The 19,737-nt window shown below is 53.7% G+C and carries 17 protein-coding genes; 13 read left to right on the top strand and 4 right to left on the bottom strand.

Going from position 1 to position 19,737, the window contains the following annotated elements:
* The first annotated feature begins 59 nt into the window (after window positions 1-59).
* The 7 genes from nac (at window position 60) to KWG64_RS08430 (ending at window position 5,493) form a co-directional block, all read left to right on the top strand.
* The gene (gene nac, locus KWG64_RS08460; protein ID WP_195813327.1) at window positions 60-983 is read left to right on the top strand and encodes a nitrogen assimilation transcriptional regulator NAC; all 924 of its coding nucleotides are present in this window, start codon (window positions 60-62) and stop codon (window positions 981-983) included.
* Between the two features lie 139 nt (window positions 984-1,122).
* Window positions 1,123-1,563 (top strand): acetyl-CoA carboxylase biotin carboxyl carrier protein subunit, encoded by a 441-nt coding sequence (locus tag KWG64_RS08455; RefSeq protein ID WP_218521600.1) that lies wholly within the window; start codon window positions 1,123-1,125, stop codon window positions 1,561-1,563.
* Complete coding sequence (locus KWG64_RS08450; protein WP_218521599.1) at window positions 1,560-2,357, top strand: LamB/YcsF family protein; 798 nt, start codon at window positions 1,560-1,562, stop codon at window positions 2,355-2,357. Before KWG64_RS08455 ends, KWG64_RS08450 begins: the two co-directional genes overlap by 4 nt.
* 118 nt (window positions 2,358-2,475) lie before the next feature.
* On the top strand, window positions 2,476-3,225 hold the full coding sequence (locus KWG64_RS08445) for an SDR family oxidoreductase (RefSeq protein WP_218521598.1): 750 nt from the start codon (window positions 2,476-2,478) through the stop codon (window positions 3,223-3,225).
* A 65-nt stretch (window positions 3,226-3,290) separates the two neighbouring features.
* Window positions 3,291-3,986 carry an amino acid ABC transporter permease gene (locus tag KWG64_RS08440; protein ID WP_101077553.1) on the top strand — a complete coding sequence of 232 codons (696 nt, stop codon included), beginning with the start codon at window positions 3,291-3,293 and terminating at the stop codon, window positions 3,984-3,986.
* A gap of 4 nt (window positions 3,987-3,990) precedes the next feature.
* Complete coding sequence (locus tag KWG64_RS08435; RefSeq protein WP_152323831.1) at window positions 3,991-4,746, top strand: amino acid ABC transporter permease; 756 nt, start codon at window positions 3,991-3,993, stop codon at window positions 4,744-4,746.
* Between the two features lie 9 nt (window positions 4,747-4,755).
* Window positions 4,756-5,493 (top strand): amino acid ABC transporter ATP-binding protein, encoded by a 738-nt coding sequence (locus KWG64_RS08430; protein WP_305080198.1) that lies wholly within the window; start codon window positions 4,756-4,758, stop codon window positions 5,491-5,493.
* Between the two features lie 50 nt (window positions 5,494-5,543).
* On the opposite strand, the gene KWG64_RS08425 is transcribed toward KWG64_RS08430, so the two are convergent.
* On the bottom strand, window positions 5,544-6,560 hold the full coding sequence (locus tag KWG64_RS08425; protein ID WP_218521597.1) for a sensor domain-containing diguanylate cyclase: 1,017 nt from the start codon (window positions 6,558-6,560) through the stop codon (window positions 5,544-5,546).
* 327 nt (window positions 6,561-6,887) lie between these two features.
* On the opposite strand from KWG64_RS08425, the gene KWG64_RS08420 reads away from it, so the two are divergent.
* Complete coding sequence (locus tag KWG64_RS08420) at window positions 6,888-8,084, top strand: MFS transporter (RefSeq protein WP_218521596.1); 1,197 nt, start codon at window positions 6,888-6,890, stop codon at window positions 8,082-8,084.
* A gap of 41 nt (window positions 8,085-8,125) precedes the next feature.
* The gene (locus KWG64_RS08415) at window positions 8,126-9,232 is read left to right on the top strand and encodes an alkene reductase (protein ID WP_218521595.1); all 1,107 of its coding nucleotides are present in this window, start codon (window positions 8,126-8,128) and stop codon (window positions 9,230-9,232) included.
* A gap of 6 nt (window positions 9,233-9,238) precedes the next feature.
* On the opposite strand, the gene KWG64_RS08410 is transcribed toward KWG64_RS08415, so the two are convergent.
* Complete coding sequence (locus KWG64_RS08410) at window positions 9,239-10,150, bottom strand: LysR family transcriptional regulator (protein ID WP_218521594.1); 912 nt, start codon at window positions 10,148-10,150, stop codon at window positions 9,239-9,241.
* 373 nt (window positions 10,151-10,523) lie between these two features.
* Here KWG64_RS08410 and KWG64_RS08405 point away from each other — a divergent pair, with 373 nt between their 5' ends.
* Window positions 10,524-11,237 (top strand): helix-turn-helix domain-containing protein, encoded by a 714-nt coding sequence (locus KWG64_RS08405; RefSeq protein WP_218521593.1) that lies wholly within the window; start codon window positions 10,524-10,526, stop codon window positions 11,235-11,237.
* 914 nt (window positions 11,238-12,151) lie between these two features.
* Window positions 12,152-13,765 carry an autotransporter outer membrane beta-barrel domain-containing protein gene (locus KWG64_RS08400; protein WP_218521592.1) on the top strand — a complete coding sequence of 538 codons (1,614 nt, stop codon included), beginning with the start codon at window positions 12,152-12,154 and terminating at the stop codon, window positions 13,763-13,765.
* Between the two features lie 411 nt (window positions 13,766-14,176).
* Here KWG64_RS08400 and KWG64_RS08395 read toward each other — a convergent pair whose 3' ends face one another.
* Window positions 14,177-15,241, bottom strand: coding sequence for an ABC transporter substrate-binding protein (locus tag KWG64_RS08395; protein ID WP_218521739.1), 1,065 nt, complete (start codon window positions 15,239-15,241; stop codon window positions 14,177-14,179).
* 82 nt (window positions 15,242-15,323) lie between these two features.
* Window positions 15,324-17,453, bottom strand: a complete 2,130-nt coding sequence (locus KWG64_RS08390; protein ID WP_218521591.1) for a TonB-dependent siderophore receptor — start codon at window positions 17,451-17,453, stop codon at window positions 15,324-15,326.
* A gap of 453 nt (window positions 17,454-17,906) precedes the next feature.
* On the opposite strand from KWG64_RS08390, the gene KWG64_RS08385 reads away from it, so the two are divergent.
* Both KWG64_RS08385 and KWG64_RS08380 read left to right on the top strand, forming a co-directional pair.
* Window positions 17,907-18,794 (top strand): MurR/RpiR family transcriptional regulator, encoded by an 888-nt coding sequence (locus KWG64_RS08385; protein WP_218521590.1) that lies wholly within the window; start codon window positions 17,907-17,909, stop codon window positions 18,792-18,794.
* A gap of 6 nt (window positions 18,795-18,800) precedes the next feature.
* Window positions 18,801-19,709 carry a manganese-dependent inorganic pyrophosphatase gene (locus tag KWG64_RS08380; RefSeq protein ID WP_218521589.1) on the top strand — a complete coding sequence of 303 codons (909 nt, stop codon included), beginning with the start codon at window positions 18,801-18,803 and terminating at the stop codon, window positions 19,707-19,709.
* Window positions 19,710-19,737: the final 28 nt, after the last annotated feature.

Genomic DNA, 19,737 nt, shown 5'->3' with positions numbered 1-19,737 from the left:
CATCTTGCTTCATACACATTACTTATAACACCACGCGTTTACGTGATGAGGATGCCATCGTGAATCTCCGCCGCCTTAAATATTTTATCAAGATTGTCGATGTGGGCAGCCTCACTCAGGCCGCAGATATCCTGCACATTGCGCAGCCTGCGCTCAGCCAGCAACTCGCCACGCTGGAAGGCGAAGTGAATCAGCAACTGCTGATCCGCACCAAACGCGGCGTGACGCCGACCGAAGCGGGCAAGATTTTGTATATCCACGCGCAGGCCATTTTGCGCCAGTGCGATCAGGCGCAGAGCGCGATTGACGGCTCGGCGCTGGCGCTTTCGGGCAGCGTTTCCGTCGGGCTTGCGCCGGGCACCGCCGCACAACAGCTGGCATTGCCGCTGATGGAAGAAGTTCACCGGCAATATCCGGGCATCGTGCTGTATTTCAATGAAAACTTCGGCACCACGCTGAGCGAACTCATCATGAATGGCCGGATGGATATGGCGGTGATTTACGGCAACCGGGAAATTCACGGGCTACGCTTTATGCCGCTGATGAAAGAAGAGCTGTATTTCGTGTGCCCGCACGCACTGAGCAAACCGCTGAAATCCGTCAGTCTGGCGCAGGTGGCGAAGTACGATCTGTTCCTGCCACGCATTTATAACATCATGCGTAAAGTCATCGACGACGCGTTTATTCACGAAGAAGTGACGTATCGCGTGAAGTGCGAAATCGAATCGCAAACCACCCTCAATGCCGCGCTGGCCGCGGGATTAGGCTGCACGATCATGCCGGAATCCGCCGCCCGTGCGATGCTCAAAGCCTCGGGTTCATGGATGGCGAAAATCGATAAACCGAACATTCAGGCGGCGCTGTCATTTTGTATGTCCGACCATCTGCCCCTTTCCCAACCCGCCGAAGCGGTCAAAGCGATTTTGCTGTCGCTGATGGCCAGCCGCACGGTGGATAACCGGCCACTGACGCTGGTGGGGTAATAAGCGCACCTTATTACCGCAAAGCGAAATCCTCTTTCCTGACGTCCGCAGTGACACGATAGAGTGCGTTTACCGCCCGCTCAGCGGGTCGTTTTGTCGTCGTTATTGCGCGGGGACACTCTCTCTTGACGGGATGGATATGGAAAAAAAAGCACCAGCACTCAGCGAGTTGCGCTCTGTCGCACAGAAGATGCGCAAGTCCGGCCTCAGCCAGATTGAACTGCGCGGAAACGGCTTTCGGGTCAGCATAAAATACGCGCCCGTTTCCCCCGCTATTTTGCCGTGCCACGTGCCGGACGAAACGCCTGCGCTTCCCGCGCTGGCCGCCCCCGACGCGGTGTGTGCGCCCTTCCCCGGTATCGTGCTGCTACAGCATCCGCTCAGCAAAATTCCGTTTACTCAGCCCGGTGAAAAAGTCGGGAAAGACGCGCTGCTCGGCCTGCTGAAAGTCGGCGTGATTTACCTGCCGCTGCGCAGCCCGGTGCAGGGCGTGGTGGAGCCCCTTTCCGTAAAAGACGGTGACTGCGTCGAATACGGCGCGGAGATTTTCACGTTACGCCGCGAGGAGCTGGCCGCATGAAATACATCGATTTAAACGCCGATATCGGCGAAGGATTTGGCGATTACACCCTTGCCGACGACGCCGCGCTGATGCCGCTGATCACCTCCGCCAACGTGGCCTGCGGGTTTCACGCCGGGGACGCGGTGATTATGGCGAAAACCGTCGCGCTGGCGAAAAAGTATCAGGTCGATCTCGGCGCACACGTCGGGTTCCCCGATTTGTCCGGGTTTGGCCGCCGCCGGATGCACATCGAACCGGAGATCATGGCGCATTACGTCACTTACCAGCTGGGCGCGCTTTCGGCATTTGCCAGAGCGGCGGATTACCCGCTGACGCACATGAGTTTTCACGGCGCGCTGGGGAATATGGTCTCCGAAGACGCTCAGCTCGCGCGGGTGTTATTGCAGGCGGTGAAGGATTTCGATGCGCAGATGATCATCAGCACAATGTCCGGCAACGCCGTCGAACGCATGGCGGGTGAGCTGGCGTTACCGGTGATTTGCACGTTTCTCGCCGACCGCGCGTATGAAAGCAACGGGCTGCTGGTCAGCCGGGCAAAACCGGGCGCGGTCATTCATGACAAAGAGCAGGTGCGCACGCGCATCCGCCAGCTGCTGCGCGAAGGCACGGTGCAAAGCATCGACGGCGTGACGCTGCCGGTTACGGCAACGTCGGTTCTGGTTCACGGCGATACGCCGGAATCCATCGAAATGGTGCATACGCTGCGGGAAATTATTGCCGAAATGGACATCGCGCTGATGCCGCCAGCCCGGCAACGCCGCGAGCTGGCGCGGGAAAACGCGCTGTTATAAGTCCCGCTTATCGCCTCACACGGTTTATGTCTTATACCGTCTGAGAATTACTGGATACAGTCAGAAAACACCCACCGGCAGAACATGACGGAGCCGGGGGTTTAACAGGAGAGTCGCAATGCCATTTTCAGATTACAAAACCGCGCTGGTGACCGGCGCATCGGCCGGAATGGGTGAAGCCATTGTCGAACGCCTTTGTCAGGAAGGCATCACGGTTCACGCCGTCGCCCGCCGCGCCGATCAGTTGGCTGCCCTCGCCGCCCGTACCGGTTGTATTCCTCATGCGCTCGACGTCAGCGATCTCGACGCCGTCACGCGCCTGTGCAGCGAAATCAGCGTGGATATTCTGGTGAATAACGCCGGTGTTTCACGCCCCGGCTCTATCCTGAACGCCGATGAAGAATCCGTGGATACGCAGGTTGACGTGAATCTGCGCGCCGTTTTGCATCTCTGCCGCCTGCTGGTGCCGGGCATGATGGAACGCGATCGCGGCCACGTCATTAACATCACCTCGATTGCCGCGATTTATAACTTCGGCGGCAACTCGATTTATCACGCCACCAAAGCCGGCGTTCACGCCCTCTCGCGCCAGCTGCGCGTTGACTGCTACGGCAAGCGGGTGCGCATTACCGAAATCTGCCCGGGCCGCGTGGCGACGGACATTTTCGGCAACGTTTCCGGCGATCACGAAGAAGCCCGCCGCCGCTTCATTGACGGTTTTGAACTGCCGCAAGCCAAAGACATCGCCGACTGCGTGGCGTTTGCCCTGTCAGCACCGGTTGCCGTGAACATCGGCAACATCGAAATCACCCCGACGCTGCAGGTTCCCGGTGGCCTTTCCACCATGCGCCCCGGCGAAGGTCTGTGATTTTCCCGCTAAACCCGTTTTCCTTATAAACCGACAGTTCAACCATTCAGGAGGGTGAAAATACGATGACGCTCGATTTCAGCAAAGTCCTGACCGGTCAGTTCGGGCAGATGATCGTCGATGGAATGGTTGTCACCCTCAAGCTGGCGCTGGGATCCTGGCTGCTGGCGATGTTTATTGCCCTGCTGCTGGTGGTCATCCGGCTGACGCACAAACGCGCCGCCGAATATTTTGTCCGCGCGTATGTGTCGTATCACCGCAATGTGCCGACGCTTATCCAGCTGATGATGTGGTATTTCGCCATTCCGACGCTGCTGCCGGAATCGGTGCAGATGTGGATTAACGATTTTAACGCCGAGTTTCTGTTCTCGATGTTTGCGCTCGGATTGTGCCAGGCGGCGTATTTCTCCGAAGACATCCGCAGCGGTTTACGCGCTATTCCTGAAGGGCAAACCGAGGCATCACGCGCCCTGGGCATGAGTTACACCCGTTCTTTGCGTTCGGTGATCCTGCCGCAGGGCATCCGTAACGCGCTGCCGTCGCTGCTCAACCACACCGTTTTGCTGTTCAAAAATACCAGTCTGGCGATGGTCATTGGCGTGGCTGAGCTGACTTACGTGACCCGTGATATTGAAAACCAGACGTTCCGCACTTTCGAATCGTATCTGGTGGCCTCTGCCGGTTATCTGTTCTTCTCTCTGCTGCTGATGGGTGCCGGTGCGTTGCTGGCCCGCCGGTTCCAGCGGGTCTACGCGAGGTAATCCCATGCTCGAAATGTTCACGATTTTACACGACAACGGGATGCTGTTCCTGATGGGACAATACCCGCAGGGGCCGCTCGGCGGGATCCTCTGTACGCTGCTGATTTCCGTGCTGGCCGTGCTGTTTGCGCTGCCGGTGGGAGTTTTGCTCGGGCTGGCGCGTTTATCGCCGTTCCGCTGGCTGAGCTGGCCCGCCGCCTGCTGGGTTTACGGTTTACGCGGTATTCCGCTGCTGATGGTGGTGTTCTGGACATACTTTTGCGTTCCGTTATTAATCGGCCACAACATCAGCGGATTCAGCACCATGCTGTGTACGCTGGTGATTTATGAAAGTGCCTATATCGCAGAGATTGTGCGCGGCGGCATTCAGGCGCTGCCCGGCGGCCAGTACGAGGCGGCGCGTGCGTTAGGTATGAGTTATTTCAAAACGTTGCGCCTGATTATTCTGCCGCAGGCGTTGTACAACACACTGCCAAGCCTGGTCAGCCAGCTGGTTTCCATCATTAAAGACAGCACGCTCGGTTACGTGATTAACGTACCGGAGCTGACCTTTGCCGCCAATCAGGTGAATAACCAGCTGCTGACCAAGCCGTTTCAGGTTTTCGCGATTGTCGCGATTGGCTATTACCTGATCTGTTTCAGCCTGACGTGGCTCGCCAATAAGCTGGAAGCGCGCATTACACGCAAACGGCAGAACCGCGTGCCTGAAGCGGACAACGTGGCGCAAGCGATGCTGCTGACCAAGACTCAATCACAATAAGGAACGACGATGCGACCGATGATCTTATTTAATCAGGTCAATAAATGGTATGGCGAATACCAGGCGCTGACCGATCTGAGTGCAGAAATTAAAAGCGGTGAAGTGGTGGTGGTGTGCGGGCCGTCCGGCTCGGGGAAATCGACGCTGATCCGCACCGTCAACCGGCTGGAGCCGATTGAAGAAGGCCAGATTTTATTTGATGGCATCGACATTCACGGCACCAGCACGCGCCTGAACCAGCTGCGCACGCGCATCGGGTTTGTGTTCCAGAACTTCAACCTTTTCCCGCACGTTTCGGTGCTGGAAAATATCATGATGTCGCCGGTGAAAGTGCTCGGCGTGAAGCGGCAGGAAGCGCGTCAGCATGCGGGTGAACTGCTGGAACGCGTCGGTTTATCGCACAAAGCCAATGCCTATCCGGCGCAGCTTTCCGGCGGGCAACAGCAGCGCGTCGCCATTGCGCGGGCGTTAGCCATGAAACCGCCGGTGATGTTGTTTGATGAACCGACGTCAGCGCTGGATCCGGAAATGGTCGGTGAAGTGCTGAACGTGATGCGCGGTCTGGCGCGCGAAGGCATGACCATGATGTGCGTGACGCACGAAATGAATTTTGCCCGTGAAGTGGCGGACACGATCTGGTTTATGGATCAGGGGAAAATTCTGGAGAAATCTACGCCGGAGAACTTCTTCACGCGTCCGCAGCACGCCCGTGCGCAGAAATTTTTAAGCGATTTACATCACAACTGATTACTGAATACCGCGCCTTTGGGGTAAACGCAAAGGCGCAGGATCCGGCTTTACTTCACTTTTGTTCTTCTCTGGTTTTTATCCAGATACATCGCCTGATCGGCTTCGTGCAGCGCCTGATCCGGATTAACGGCAGCAGGATTAATGGCGATAGCGCCGATACTCGGGCCTGCGTAATCCAGCGTGCAGGAATGCAGTTTGTATTCACCGGTGAGCATGCTGCGCAGACGGGTTTTGAATGCATCCGCCGCCAGTTGCGCATCATAAAACCCTGACGGCCCTTCTCCGGCGACGATAAATTCGTCACCACCGACACGCCCGAGAATTTCCCCTTTCGCAGCGCCCGCTTTCAGCCTTTGCCCGACGGCATACAGGAAATCATCGCCCGTTTCGTGGCCGTAGATATCATTGATCTGCTTGAAATTATCGAGATCCGTAAACGCCACCAGAACATAATTCGCCTTGTCAGCGGCCCTGCCGAACAGGTCGGGCAGCGTTTCAAACACCGCGCGGCGATTGGGCAGTTCGGTGAGTTCATCGGTCAGGCTGACGGCGGTCAGCGCGGCATTCGCCTCTTGCAGCTTTTTCAGCAACTGTTCGTTCTGAATCTGCTGGGCGATCAGTTGCGCGAAAAGCTGCAACACCTGTTCACTGCGTTCCGAAAGCTCGCGGTTTTCTGAACTGGCGGCGCACAGTGTGCCGTACAGCGAACCGTCCACCAGCGTCACCGGCGTGCTCACGTAAGTCATGATCCCCAGCGCTTTTGCCGCCTCGGAATCGCCCCAGATACTGGCGACATCGCAGGTATAACGGCGGCCTTCGTCGAGCGCGCGCTTGCACAGCGTATCGCCCCACGGCACAGAAAGCCCTTCGGGAATTTGCATATTTTGCGAGTTACGGGAGAACAGAATGTGCTGGTAATCGCCGTCCGGCTCGATGCGGGTGAGGTACGTCGATTCCATATTGGTCACCAGCTCAAGCATTTCAAGAAGCTGTCGAACGAGTCCTTCAAGCGTGTATTCAGATTCTAACGCACTCGAAATGCGCTCAATAAGATTGTCAGACATTACTCGGGATAAACCTTTTCTTTTAATGGTCGTGCGGGGAAACCCTGGGCCGCGCATTTTATCATAGTTTCCGGCGAAGTAATCCCCTGCCGGCAGGATGCGCGTTGAAAAAATCACACGGCAACATATTGAATTGATTATTAATTCACAAAGTTTCGGTTAAGTCGCATTGTAAAAATCGGACAAAAACGATACGGCACGTTCCGCATTACATTGGCGAAGTTATGTCTACTAAGATGCGCCCGGAGAGGCCTTTCCGAATAATACGAACTGCCGGATGATCAGGTTCAACTTTTCATCTGCACATTCGGTTCCACAAGGCTTTCAATGCAAAATAAAAATTCACTCCTGCTGCTGACACTTTCCGTCGCCGTCTTCAGCGTCATCACCACGGAAATTGGCATCATCGGATTGTTGCCTAAACTCATCGAACAGCTCCACGTCACCGCCACGCAGGTCGGTTTTCTGGTCAGCATTTACGCCGTGATCGTCGCCGTCACCGGCCCGTTTATTACCCTGTTGCTGTCGGGTTTTAACAAAAAAACCGTGCTGCTTTCGATTCTCTTTGTGTTCGTGGTTTCCAACCTGATTTACGCCACCACAGATGTTTTCAATATGATGCTGGTCTTCCGCATTCTTCCGGCACTCACGCACGCGGTGTTCTTTGCGGTCGCGCTGGTGGTCGCCACGCAGACTGTGCCGAAAGAAAAAAGTGCCGGTGCGGCGGCGAAAGTGTTTGCCGGTGTGGCAATCGGGCTGGTGCTCGGGGTGCCGTTAAGTTCACTGATTGCGGAACATTTATCGCTGGCCGATGCGTTCTACTTTGCTGCGATTTCCTGCGCCCTCGCGTTCTTCGGGATCCTCTTCTTCGTCCCTTCGATGCCTGCCACGGCCAAAGTTTCGTTCGCCAGCCAGGTGAGCGTGCTGCGTAACGGCAAACTGTGGCTGACGATCGTCACGGTCACGATGATTTTCGCCGCGATGTTCTCGAGTTTCAGCTACGTGGCGGATTACCTGGCCCGCGTCACGCACCTCAACAGCAACATGATCACGGCGATGCTCATCGTCTTTGGTGTCTGCGGGTTCGCCGGGAATTTTGTGTTCAGCAGCTTCCTGCAAAAAAACACCAACAAAACGACGCATCTTTATCCGGTGCTGTACGCGCTGATCTTCATCCTCGTGTGGCTGGCCGGTGACTCCCTGCTTGCCATGTGTGCGCTGATGATTTTCTGGGGCGCATTCCACTCTTCCGGGCTGGTGGTCAGCCAGACGTGGCTGATGCGCGAAGCCAGCCAGGCGCCGGAATTCGCCAACAGCCTGTACATGTCATTTTCAAATCTGGGCATCACCGTCGGTTCACTGGCGGGCGGCTGGTTTATCGCCGAATTCGGTACGCGTTCAGTGGTGCTGAGCAGCATCATTTTCGCCGCCGCCGCGTGGCTCAGTATTTACATCAAACAGCGCGTGGATGCTGGTGACCTTGCCTGCCAGACCCACAGAACCGAACACGCGAAACAGAATTAATTCCGCATTTTTCTAACAACATTCAGTGAAAGGAGAGAACCATGGAGAAATTATTTACCCCGTTCAAGCTGGGGGATATCACATTATCCAACCGCGTGGTGATGGCACCGATGACCCGTTCGCGGGCGGATAAAGGCGACACGGCGGACGAACTGACCGCCCGTTATTATCAGCAGCGCGCCTCTGCCGGGCTGATCGTTTCTGAAGGTTCGCAGATTTCCGTTCAGGGCCAGGGTTACGCTTTCACGCCGGGGATTTATAACGAAGCGCAGGTCAAAGGCTGGGCGCTGACAACAAAAGCGGTACATGACAAAAACGGCAAAATCTTTATCCAGCTCTGGCACGTGGGGCGCGTTTCGCACACCAGCCTGCAAAATAAAGGTGAAGCGCCGGTGAGTTCAGTGGCGGTCAGGGCAGAAAACGCCACCTGCTTCGGGATTAACGACGAAGGCAAATATGGCCCGGTCGCCGTTTCCATGCCGCGCGCGTTATCCAAAGAGGAAATCCGCGGCGTGGTGCAGGATTACGTGACTGCCGCGAAAAACGCCATCCGCGCCGGGTTCGACGGGGTGGAAATCCACGCAGCCAACGGCTATCTGGCGGAGCAGTTCATCAACGGCGGCTTAAATACCCGTGAAGATGAATACGGCGGCGCGGAGATTGCCAACCGCCTGCGGTTTGTGCTGGAAGTGACGGACGCCGTGGCGCAAGCCATTGGTGCCGGTAAAACCGGGATCCGCCTCGCGCCGTTTGGTCGTCTTTTTGATATGCATGAATTTGAAGGTGAAGCGGAAACCTGGTTAACGCTGGCCGCAGAACTCAGCACGCGTTCGCTGGCCTTTGTGCATCTGAGCGACCAGCAAAGCCTCGGCGCACAGGCGATTCCGCAAGGATTCACCGATTCATTCCGCAAAGCCTATTCCGGCACATTGATCATCGCAGGCAGTTTTGAGAAAGACCGTGCGGAAGCCTGGTTGCAGGCAGACCGCGCTGACCTGATTGCCTTTGGCCGACCGTTTATTTCCAACCCGGATCTGGTCGAGCGGATGGCAAATAACTGGCCGCTGACGGAGCCGGATCGCGCCACGTTTTACGGCGGCAACGAAAAAGGCTACACCGATTACCCGTTCTATGACGAAAAAGCGTAAGCCTTGTCAGTCGAGCTGGCCGTCTTCCGCGGCTTTGATCAGCGTATCCACCACAAAGCGGATTTTCGGTAACAGCTGACGGCTTTTAGGCCACAACGCGCTGACAGGCATTTCGCCCCCGGAATGGCCTGTCAGCACCTCTTTCAGCTCCCCGTTTGCCAGGTATTTCCCTACCAGCCACAGCGGCAATTGTGACAGCCCGCAACCGGCCAGCACGCCTGCCAGCATGGCGTCGCCGTCGGCAAATTCGTACGTCGCAGGCGGCGTATAGCGACTCACTTCGCCGCGTGCGTTGCGCAGGATCCAGAATTTCGGCTGATTACGCCGCACGCCCACCACGCAGCGATGCTGACTGAGTTCTTCGGGTTCATGCGGTTCGCCATATTGCGCGAGATAATCCGGTGCGGCGCAGATCACCAGCTTTTGCGTGGTCAGACGGCGCGCTATCAGCCCGCTGCTGTCGGTGAGTTCGCCGATACGCACCACCAGATCAATACCTTCTTCAATCGGATCGATAAACCGCTCGCTGAAGGTAATCGTCATTTCCAGTTCAGGATATTGCCGGATAACCGCCAGCAGATGCGGCATGATCCGCTGCCGCCCGAACGCCGCCGGTAAATCTACCCGCAACCGGCCGGAAGGTTTAGCGGTATGCGACATCAGCTCCGCCTCGGCCTGTTCCAGAATTTCAATCGCGTTCTGGCTGCTTTGCAGATAACGCTCACCGTCCGGCGTCAGGCTGAGCCGCCGCGTTGAACGCTGAAAAAGTTGCAGCCCGAGCCGCGCTTCCAGCCGCCCGACGCTTTTGGCCACCGCCGATTTCGTCAGCCCCAGCCGTTCCGCCGCCGCAGTAAAACTCCCGCACTGCGCCGTGGTGACAAAAGCCGTGATACCACCGAGATGATCTGTTTTGCGCATTTCGTAATGTTCCGGAATCTGAAAATGTTGGCGGGTTTGCTTAGCACGCATTGTGGAATATATGGATACATTCACGCAAGAAAAAGAGCAAACGGCGAACATCAGGCATCATGAAGGCTTTTGGAATGGGTTTGTCCAGCCAGGCCAGTTTCCGTCGGTCCCTTAAAAGATTCGCTTACTGCTAACCCCTCCACATTTATTCCCTCCGTGTTAACACCTGTAAATACGGAGGATTAATATTGACGATATTATTATGTCTGTTTTTGGACGCCTCCTTTCCTTGCCTCTGGTCAGTTTTGTTTGAATAATGCCCGCCGACATAAATAAAACACTTAATCTTTTGGATTATTAATAAAGAACGGATGCAGCCAAAATGAAATTACCGATAACTTCTGATCCGAGCCCTGCCCCGCTTCCGGCAGAGAAACCTCTGTTAATACTGGAGGAATTAATTTCCCTCTTACTTCCTCATTCAGCACCTCAGCAAGAATCAAGAAGAGGGAATAGCAGCTTACATTTGTATGAAAAAAATGAACTGATGGTTGCACTCGTCACCGAAGGGAGCGTTAATATTTATCACTGTCCGGATATGATGCTGCTGGCCACTGCGCGGGCCCCTTTTATTTTCGGATTACAAGGCTCCCTGTTCCAGTATGAACTCTTCAAACTTATACCGGCCAAAGACGCTAAGATCAGTGTCATGCCGCGAGAAAAAGCGCTCAAAATTATCATTAAACATCACGCCTTCCCGCAATTACTGACCTATCAGATATTTATCAATGACTATCAGGCAAACCGCAATAACCTGCTGATTAACAGAACATCCTTGCACATTGTTTGTGGCTTACTTGAAGAACTTGCCAAAATCAGGCCTGAAGAGCGGCTTAAAATCAGCGTTGCGAAATACGTTCTTGACCGCAGCAATCTGGCCCGTAGCGGCGTAATGAAAATCATTGCCACCCTGCGCGAAGAAGGATTCATCATCATGGAAAATGGCAAGTTAATTCAATGCGTTAAAGAATTTCCGGAGAATAGTCTCGCTAAACCCTCTGGGAAACCCGGCAGAAAGGCACACCTGACAAGTTAAATTATATGATGGATTGTTTTAAATGAATGCTAGTTATATTAACCACATCAATATAAAAACAAATATCATATTTGAAATCAATTTAAATAACTTCCCAACGTGTCCAAAAGTGGACAAGAAAAATAAATAAAAAATAGATATCCTGTCGCCATCTAATCCCGACAAAAGCGGGGTTTAATTTAAACGCCAGCACCTTTCCATTTATCATTTTTTTAAATAATGACTGAAGAGATGCAGAATACATTCAACAAGGAAGGATTTTAGGAATGAAAAAAAACACCCCCTCCACCTGTCACACGAAGAAACTGATGCTGGCTTCTTTAATATCCGTGGCAGTAACTAATCATGTTCAGGCGCAAGATGTAGACTACAGTAATAAAACATATCCTGATATGACCTCAATATCAGTTCCCGGCGATCTTAACTTTACTGCTGATAATAGTCAGTTTATAAGGGGGCTAAGTGTTACGGCATCAGATAATCTGGTTGCTGAACTAAATGGGACTACTGTCAGTGATGAAGCAGGATATAATAATGCCAGGATTAATCTAGCCGCAACAAATGGTGACCTTACACTCACACTTAACAATTTTGTCGTTCTGCCTGCAAATATGAATCCCGGGGCCGGGTTGCGTATTGATGCATACAACGGTGATGTTAATGTTGATATGAATAACAACCAAAATCCACGGGGTTTTAATATCTATGGCGGCAATGCGACCGTAAAAGTCACAGATACGCTACTGGGTGCCACCGGGCAAGTTTCTCCTACAGGGGTTATCGCTGAAGTAGGCGCGTTGTTTACTGGCGGTGCAGCTCAACTGGATATCACGAATAGCCCTGTTTTGGGTAACATCTCAGTTATAACCTATTACAATGGCGATACAACTCTTAATCTTAATGAAGGTACTGTCATGAATGGCAATGCCATCATGACCGGTGTTAATAACTCTGTAAATATAGACGGTGCGACTCTGTCTGGAAATATTTCCGTCGGCTCTGTCGCATCAACTACCGGAGAAAAAGCCGGTGATACGGTAAATTCCACAGTGAATATTACCAACTCCGTATATCGTGGGAATATCACTTCAACCAATAAACTGGCCGACGATTCTTTAACGCTGAATGTCAATAACGGCGGCATTATCGGCGGTGAAGCGGTAAACAGCGCTCAGAAAATTACCGGTTTTAACCGTGTCAGTGCCAATATTAATTACGTTGACCCGTCACTGGTTAACACCGGCAAAGCCTCTTACTTCTTCTTTAATGAAGGCGAAGAAGTCAAAATTGCTAACGCGATGGCCGGTAATTATATTGCAGATACGGTGCGCACCGGTTCCTATGTGCTTGATCGCATGAGTTATGAGGTGACGGACGAAAGCGCAAAACAAGGGTTAGCGGATAAGGGTTATTACAGCATCACATTCACCGCTAATGAAATGCCACCGACGCCGCTTAAACCTCCGTTGCCACCGTTGCCGGTTGACCCCGTTAATCCTGTAGATCCGGTTAACCCTGTTAATCCGGTTGACCCTGTCGATCCGGTAGACCCTGTTGATCCCGTTAATCCACCTTCACCTGAGCCAAGAATTGCTGCGGATTTACAAGCTGCTCAGGCCGGTCTGCTCGCCAGTGACGACATGATCCACCGCATTGCGGGCAGCATTACCCAGCATCTGGATGCCCGCCATATGGGTGAAAACAGTGCGCAAACATCCGACAGCAATGTCTGGATGGACGGCATTTATTCCGGCGGCGACCGCACGGCGGGCACTACTGAATACAGCAACGACATCTCCGGTTTCCAGCTGGGCGCGGATACGTCCTGGGCGCTGGCTAACGGCGACACCCTTTCCATCGGTGCTGGCCTCGGTTATCTGCATAACGATCTGGATGTGACCAGCAGCGACGGCAGCAACGACATCGACGGGAATTACTACAGCCTGTACGCGGGCTGGACTCAGCATCAGGCCGAAGGCCAGAACTGGCATTTGTTCGCAGACACCACCGCGACTTACGGTGACATGAGCTATTCGGCGTCCGGTAAAGACGGCAAAGTCAATGCCGGTGGCGATTACGACGGTAATTCGTGGTTATGGCAGGCGCGCGTCGGTGCGCAGGTGAATCTGGCACAGGACTGGTGGATCCAGCCTTACACCGTTCTCGGTTACAGCCAGACGGAAACTGATGCCTACAACGACGGGTACAGCCACGTTGCAGACGGTAAATTCAGCGCAGGCTTTGCCGGTGCGGGCGTGAAAGCGGGTAAAAACATCACCCTGAAAGGCGGCCAGGTATTGCGCCCGTATATTGAAACCTCCTACGTCGGTCGTTTCTCTGAGGACACGAAGTTCAACACCTCCGACTACAACTTCGGCGGCCAGAATCTGAACGGCGGCAGTATTGGCGCAGGGCTGAACGCACAACTGAGCAAAAACTGGAGCACCACCGCTAAGGTGAATACGCTGGTGGCAAGCGACGTGAGTAACGAAGTTCACGCGTATTTAGGTGCGGAATTTAAATTCTAAAACTGCATTAATCCGTAATATTCAAAACTGTGAGGCCGCGAAAGCGGCCTTTTTTTGTCTCTGCATTTCGCAATGACTTAAAAAATTGTTTTGTCTCCAGTGTAATTCCAACGGATATAGGGCAATTAATATCACTCGCGTCAATATAATGCCGCCAAATAATTACCAAAACATATTCAATTGCGGTAACTTCGACGTTGGGTTTAACGTTACCCTGAGCAAAAACTGGAGCGCCACGGCTAAAGTGAATACACTCGTAGCCAGTGACGTGAGCAATGAAGTTCATGCGTATCTGGGCGCTGAGTATAAGTTTTAATTAGCAAAACTTTAAATCATGCTCGCGTTCTGCAAAGCCCCGGCCCTCTCAACAGCCGGGGCTTTTTTGTGTGCTGAATTCTTCGTTTCTCTCTTTTAATCTTTGCCCTTGCCGAAATACGTTCCGCTGTACGGAACGGGCAGGTAATCGTGGAAGAGTTGTCTGAGGGTTTGCTCAGGTTCGATGTCGGCGAACAGATCCGGATACAACGTTTTCGCCATAAACTCGGTGGCTGCAACGTGCCACGGGCTGAGGTAAAAGTTCTGCCATATCACCGCCGTGTGGCCGTTATGCAGGGCTTTCAGCGTGCGCAATCCGTTCTGCTGCGCGGTTAATTGCGCCAGACTTTGCTGAACCATTTCGGAGGAAATGGCCGGGCCGAGTTTCAGATCGTCTTTGTCGTTAACGTCGCCCGCGCCGGTCGCGATGTAAAATTCCGGCTGCGCCATGATGACGGATTCTTCATTCAGACGACCAAATACGCCGCCGACGGTTTTGCTCGCAATGTTGTCTCCCCCGGCAAACGTCAGCAGTTCGCCGAGGCTGCCTTTCACCGCCGTCACGCAGCATTCATTGCGACGCCCAAGATGCAGCTGGAGCAACACCGTGGGTTTCGGGCCCTTGTACGCCGCCAGCCGGTCGTGTATCACCTGCATATGCGAGCGATAAAACTGCGTGAACGCCTTCGCGCGTTCAGTCTGGTTAAACACTTCACCGAGAATTTCCACGCTGCGGGCGGTATTTTTCAGCAGATGAACGCGCAGATCGATTCTCACCACAGGAATGTGCGCCGCTTTCAGCATCTGCAACAGCCGTAAATCCGCATCGTCGTAGCGCGCCAGACTCGGCAAAATCACCACGTCAGGTTTCAGCGCCAGTACTTTCTCCGGGTTCATTTCATCAGGCCCGCCGCCGCCCAGCACCGGGATTTTCAGCATCTGCGGGAATTGTTGCGTAAATACCGCCCAGGTCTGGCTGTCGTACCGCTTTAAATCCAGCGGCCAGCCGACAATGCGTTTCACCGGATCGCCGGTTTCGAGCATCGCCAGCGTATACAGCATCCGGCTTTCGCCCAGCACAATACGCTGCGGATTATCGGGGATTTCGACCTGATTCCCGTCAATATCCGTTACCGTTCGCGCCTGCACCACCGCGCTCATCACTACACTCAGCAGCGCCAGCGCGATAAGCACGGGTCTGAAAAATGCGGGCACGCGCAGCGCGCCCTTTTGACTGTCACGATCAGAATTCAACACTGGCCTGTACCATCAGATTACGGGTTTCGCCTTCACGCACGCGCAGATTGCCGCCGCTGGAGGTGTAATAGTGTTTGTTAAACAGGTTGTTCAGATTCAGTTTCAGCTGCGTTTTCTCGCCGAACAACTGGTTGTTCCATGCGACAAAGCTGTCAGCCACCACATAGTCCGGCATCGTGAAACTGTTCTCAGGATCGCCCGCCCGCGTGCCAACATAACGCGCCCCGCCGCCCACGCGGAAATCACCCGGAATGCCGCTGAACGTCAGGTTATGGCTCAGATACAGCGCGCCGGAATGGCGTGGTGCATTTTGCAGGCGGTTGCCGTTATTGGCAGAGTTCACGCCGTCATTCACAATTTCGGCGTTGTCATAGCTGTAATTGGCGCTCACATCCCAGTCCGGCAACACTTCGCCGTTCAGCTCAAATTCTGCGCCGGTGGAGCGCGCTTTATCAATCGCCCGCGTTGTGCCGTTTATGCTGAGAGACATGTCGCGTTCGTCAATCCGGTACAGCGCCACGCTGGCAAACAGGCGCGGGGAAATCTGCCATTTGCTGCCCACTTCCCAGTTGGTGCCCTGCTCCGGTTTACCGACATTGCCGTCGTCATCCACGTCAGTTGATGGCGTAAAGGATTTGCTGACGCTGCTGTAGAGCGAAACGTCCGGCGTCAGTTTGTAAATCAGCCCGGCCTGCGGCAGGAATTTGTTGCCTTCGCTGTCGAGCGTCTGAACCACCGGATCAAAGCCTTTCGACGCGCGCTGTTCGTAATGCTGATAACGCCCGCCGACCACGGCAATCCAGTCCGGCGTCAGCGAAATGCTGTCTTTGGCATAGACCGAACGGCTGTGAATGCGGTTCAGGTTATTGCCGTTGGCGGTGTTTTCCGTGGTGCTGTTGGTGACCGGCGAAAGGATATCGTATTGCGGATCAAAGTAGTTGAAGCTGCTGTTCGCCTTGCCTTGGTACTGATGCGCGCGGTAGGTCTGATTCATCTCATAATCCGTGCCCAGCACGATATCGTGATTCATCCCCAAAATGTCCTGCGAGCCCAGCAAATCCCAGGAAACGTATTTGGTTTTGTGGTTAAAACCGCGGTTGGCGTCGGCGCGACGTGTCACTGCGCCGGTGGTCGTGTTGACCGCCGTCACCCTGACTTCGTCATTGTTGTAGCGGCGCTGGTTCCAGCCGAGCGTCAGGCGGGTGCTCCAGTCATCGCTGAACTGCCAGTCATAATGGGCGTTCAGCGTTTTATTGTGGCCCCAGGCGCGGTTTGCTTTGTCGTCCAGACGGTCTTTGTAATTGATATCAATCGGTTTGCCGTTGATAAATGCCGTGCCGCGATCGTAAGGAATGTCGTAGCGGTAATCGGAATAGCTGATCAGGAAACTGGATTTTTCGCCATACCATTGCAGCGACGGCGCAACCAGCGTGTGTTTATCGCTGCCAAAATTGCGCCAGTAATCCTGATTTTGTTTTTCCGCAATCAGGCGGAATGCAAAACCGTTGCCGAGCGGGCCGGTGACGTCAATCGTGCCCGCGCCGCCGCCCTCGCTGGAAGAACGCCCGCTGATTTTGGTGTGCCAGTCGTATTGTGGTTTTTTGCTGACAACGTTGATCACGCCGCCCGGGTTCTGGATGCCGTACAGCAGCGATGCCGAGCCTTTCAGTACTTCGACGCGTTCGGTGGTGGCATCAAAATTCAGCCCCTGACTGCTGCGCACGCCGTCGCGATAAATCGAACCGTCGGAGTTCGAACCAAATCCCCGGCGGACAAACCCGTCCTCAGTGCCCGCCAGCGTATTGCCTTCGGTGACGCCGCTGACAAAACGCATCGCGTCCGACAAACTGGAAGCCTGATAATCCTCCAGCTGTTGCTGCGTCACCACGCTGACCGACTGCGCTTCATTGAGCCGCGAAGTCGGCGTTTTACTGGCCACGGAAGTCTCGCTGGCGCTGTAACCCTGCCCGTCTGTTCCCTGTCCGGATACCGTGAGCGTATTGCTGTCCCACGCAGAATAACTGATCCCCGGTGTCAGCAACGCGACACCATAAATAGCGGACAAAATTGCCGGATGGCCATTTCGTTTAAAAGAAATCGTCCTGTTATTGTTCATTTCATTAAGCCTGATGATTATTATTTTATTATTTCCGTAAATTCATTCCGGATATTTTAAGAAATCACCCGATTTTGCAGGGAACTATTCCCGCAATTTCCCCATGGGTTATTTCCTGCACGTTCTCTGAGTAAAAGAAAACCGCTTCAATGCAATTGATAATCATTCCAACATGCGAAAACGTAGTAGTAAATGAACAATTTCATGTCACTACTACATGAACCGTTAAAAAAATTCACACAGTTTATTGACGATAAAAATCACTTAAACCATTAATATAATGCAATAAAAAACCAATAAGGTAGTCCAGACCCGCAGTCTTTCCGCCCTGAATTTTTTGAATTGAACCGTTTTCATGGCGGCTAAATCACTACATTTGATAAGATAAAAATCCTCACAGAAGCACTGACGCTTACCCATACACTTTTAAAGCAAAGGGATCGGGTTCATTCCATGGCCACCACTCCGTTAAAAAAACGTATTGATGTATTTGGTGAACGTTATCGTGCGCGGGCACCCGCACTTTCACCACGCTTACAGGCCGTGGTGAGATATATCTATGACAACCGTGAAACTGTTCTGGAATCCACGGCATTAGAAATTGCTGCCGCAACGGAAACCTCGGATGCCACCGTGATCCGCGCAATCCAGGCATTAGGGTTTGCCGGTTTGCGTGACATGAAAAAAACGCTGGAAGCGTGGCTCGGCACGGCGATTAACTCAGAAGAAAAGATGATCACTACGGTCAGCGAGCTGGCCTGCGATATTAATTCCGGCATCGATTTCGTTCTCGATGGCCATAAACGTGCGTGCGATACGCTTTCGGAACCCGGCAACCGGCAGGCAATGTCTGAAGCCGTCGCGTTGCTGATTGGCGCGCGTCAGGTGGGGCTTTTTGGCATTAATGCCTCGGGAATTCTGGCGGATTACAGCGCGCGGCTTTTCAACCGCATTGGCATTCCGGCCGTTTCGCTTAACCGTTCAGGCGTCGCGCTGGCGGAACAGCTGATCAGCCTGCAACGCGGCGACGTGCTGATTATGATGGCGCAAAAAAATGCGCACAAAGAAGGCACTACCACGGTTCGCGAGGCAAAACGTCTCGGTATTCCAATCATCCTGCTGACGCACGCCACGGAATCTTTCTTCGCCAAAGAAGCGACCCTCGTGATCAACGTGCCACGCGGCGGCGAAAATGGCCGGATGCCGCTGCATGGCACCGTGCTGGTTTGTCTGGAAATGCTGATATTATCGGTCGCATCCGCCACATCCTCCCGCACGGTCAAAACCATGACCCGCATTCAGGATTTATACCGGACCCTGAAACCGTCAAACAAGAAGTGAGGCGTTATGATCTACGTTTTTGGCCATCTCAACCCGGACAGTGACACCATTTGCAGCGCGCTGATCACCACCGACTGGCTTAACCATCTGGGCAAACCCGCCACACCGTTCCGTCTGGGCGATATCACGCCGGAAACGGCGTTTATCTTGCAGCAGGCTGGCGTCAGTGAACCTGCGTTGCTCGATTGTGCGCTGGATGATAAAGACGTCTGGCTGGTGGATTTCACCGATGCGGAACAGGGGCCGGAATCGTTACTGCGCAGCAATATCATCGGTATTATTGACCACCACCGGCTCGGTACGGTGATGACCAAAAACCCGCCGGATGTCTGGATCCGCTCTGTCGGATGCTGTGCGACGATCCTCTGGCAAATTCTCACTTTCGAAAGTGTCATGCCCGTTTCGGCATCGCAGGCCACGCTTTTGCTGGGTGCATTACTGAGTGACACGGTGGCCCTGACCTCTTCCACCACCACCGAACAGGATAAAGCCGCCGCTCAGGCTTTAACTGAACTTTCCGGTCTGGATTACGACGTTTTTGTAAAAGGGCTGCTCACCGCAAAAACCAATATCAGCGGGCTTTCACCGGCGCGCCTTCTGATGCGCGATGCCAAAAGCTACCGGCTGAACGCGCTTTCCGTTCTGGTTTCTCAGATTGAAGTGGAATCGGTGTCGTCCGTCGAACATATGCTGGCGGACCTTATGGCTGAACTGACCCGGCAAACCGCGCAAGGCGGATTCGATTTTGGCGTCGTCGCCGTTACCGATATTTTCAAACGCAATTCCACGCTGTATTTCTCCGACAACAATCCGCTTCAAACCTCGGGCCTGTGCTTGCCGGGCGTGATCAGCAGAAAAAAAGATATTTTGCCATGGCTGACGGAGGCTGTTGTGGCATCCACCGGGGCGAAATAAAAATGAAATGAAAAAAGCCTTCACCACC

Source organism: Rahnella sp. PD12R (assembly GCF_019200965.1).
GTDB classification, from domain to species: domain Bacteria; phylum Pseudomonadota; class Gammaproteobacteria; order Enterobacterales; family Enterobacteriaceae; genus Rahnella; species Rahnella laticis.
The sequence above is the reverse complement of the archived record's forward strand: the minus strand, read 5'-3'. Positions and strand labels throughout refer to the sequence as shown.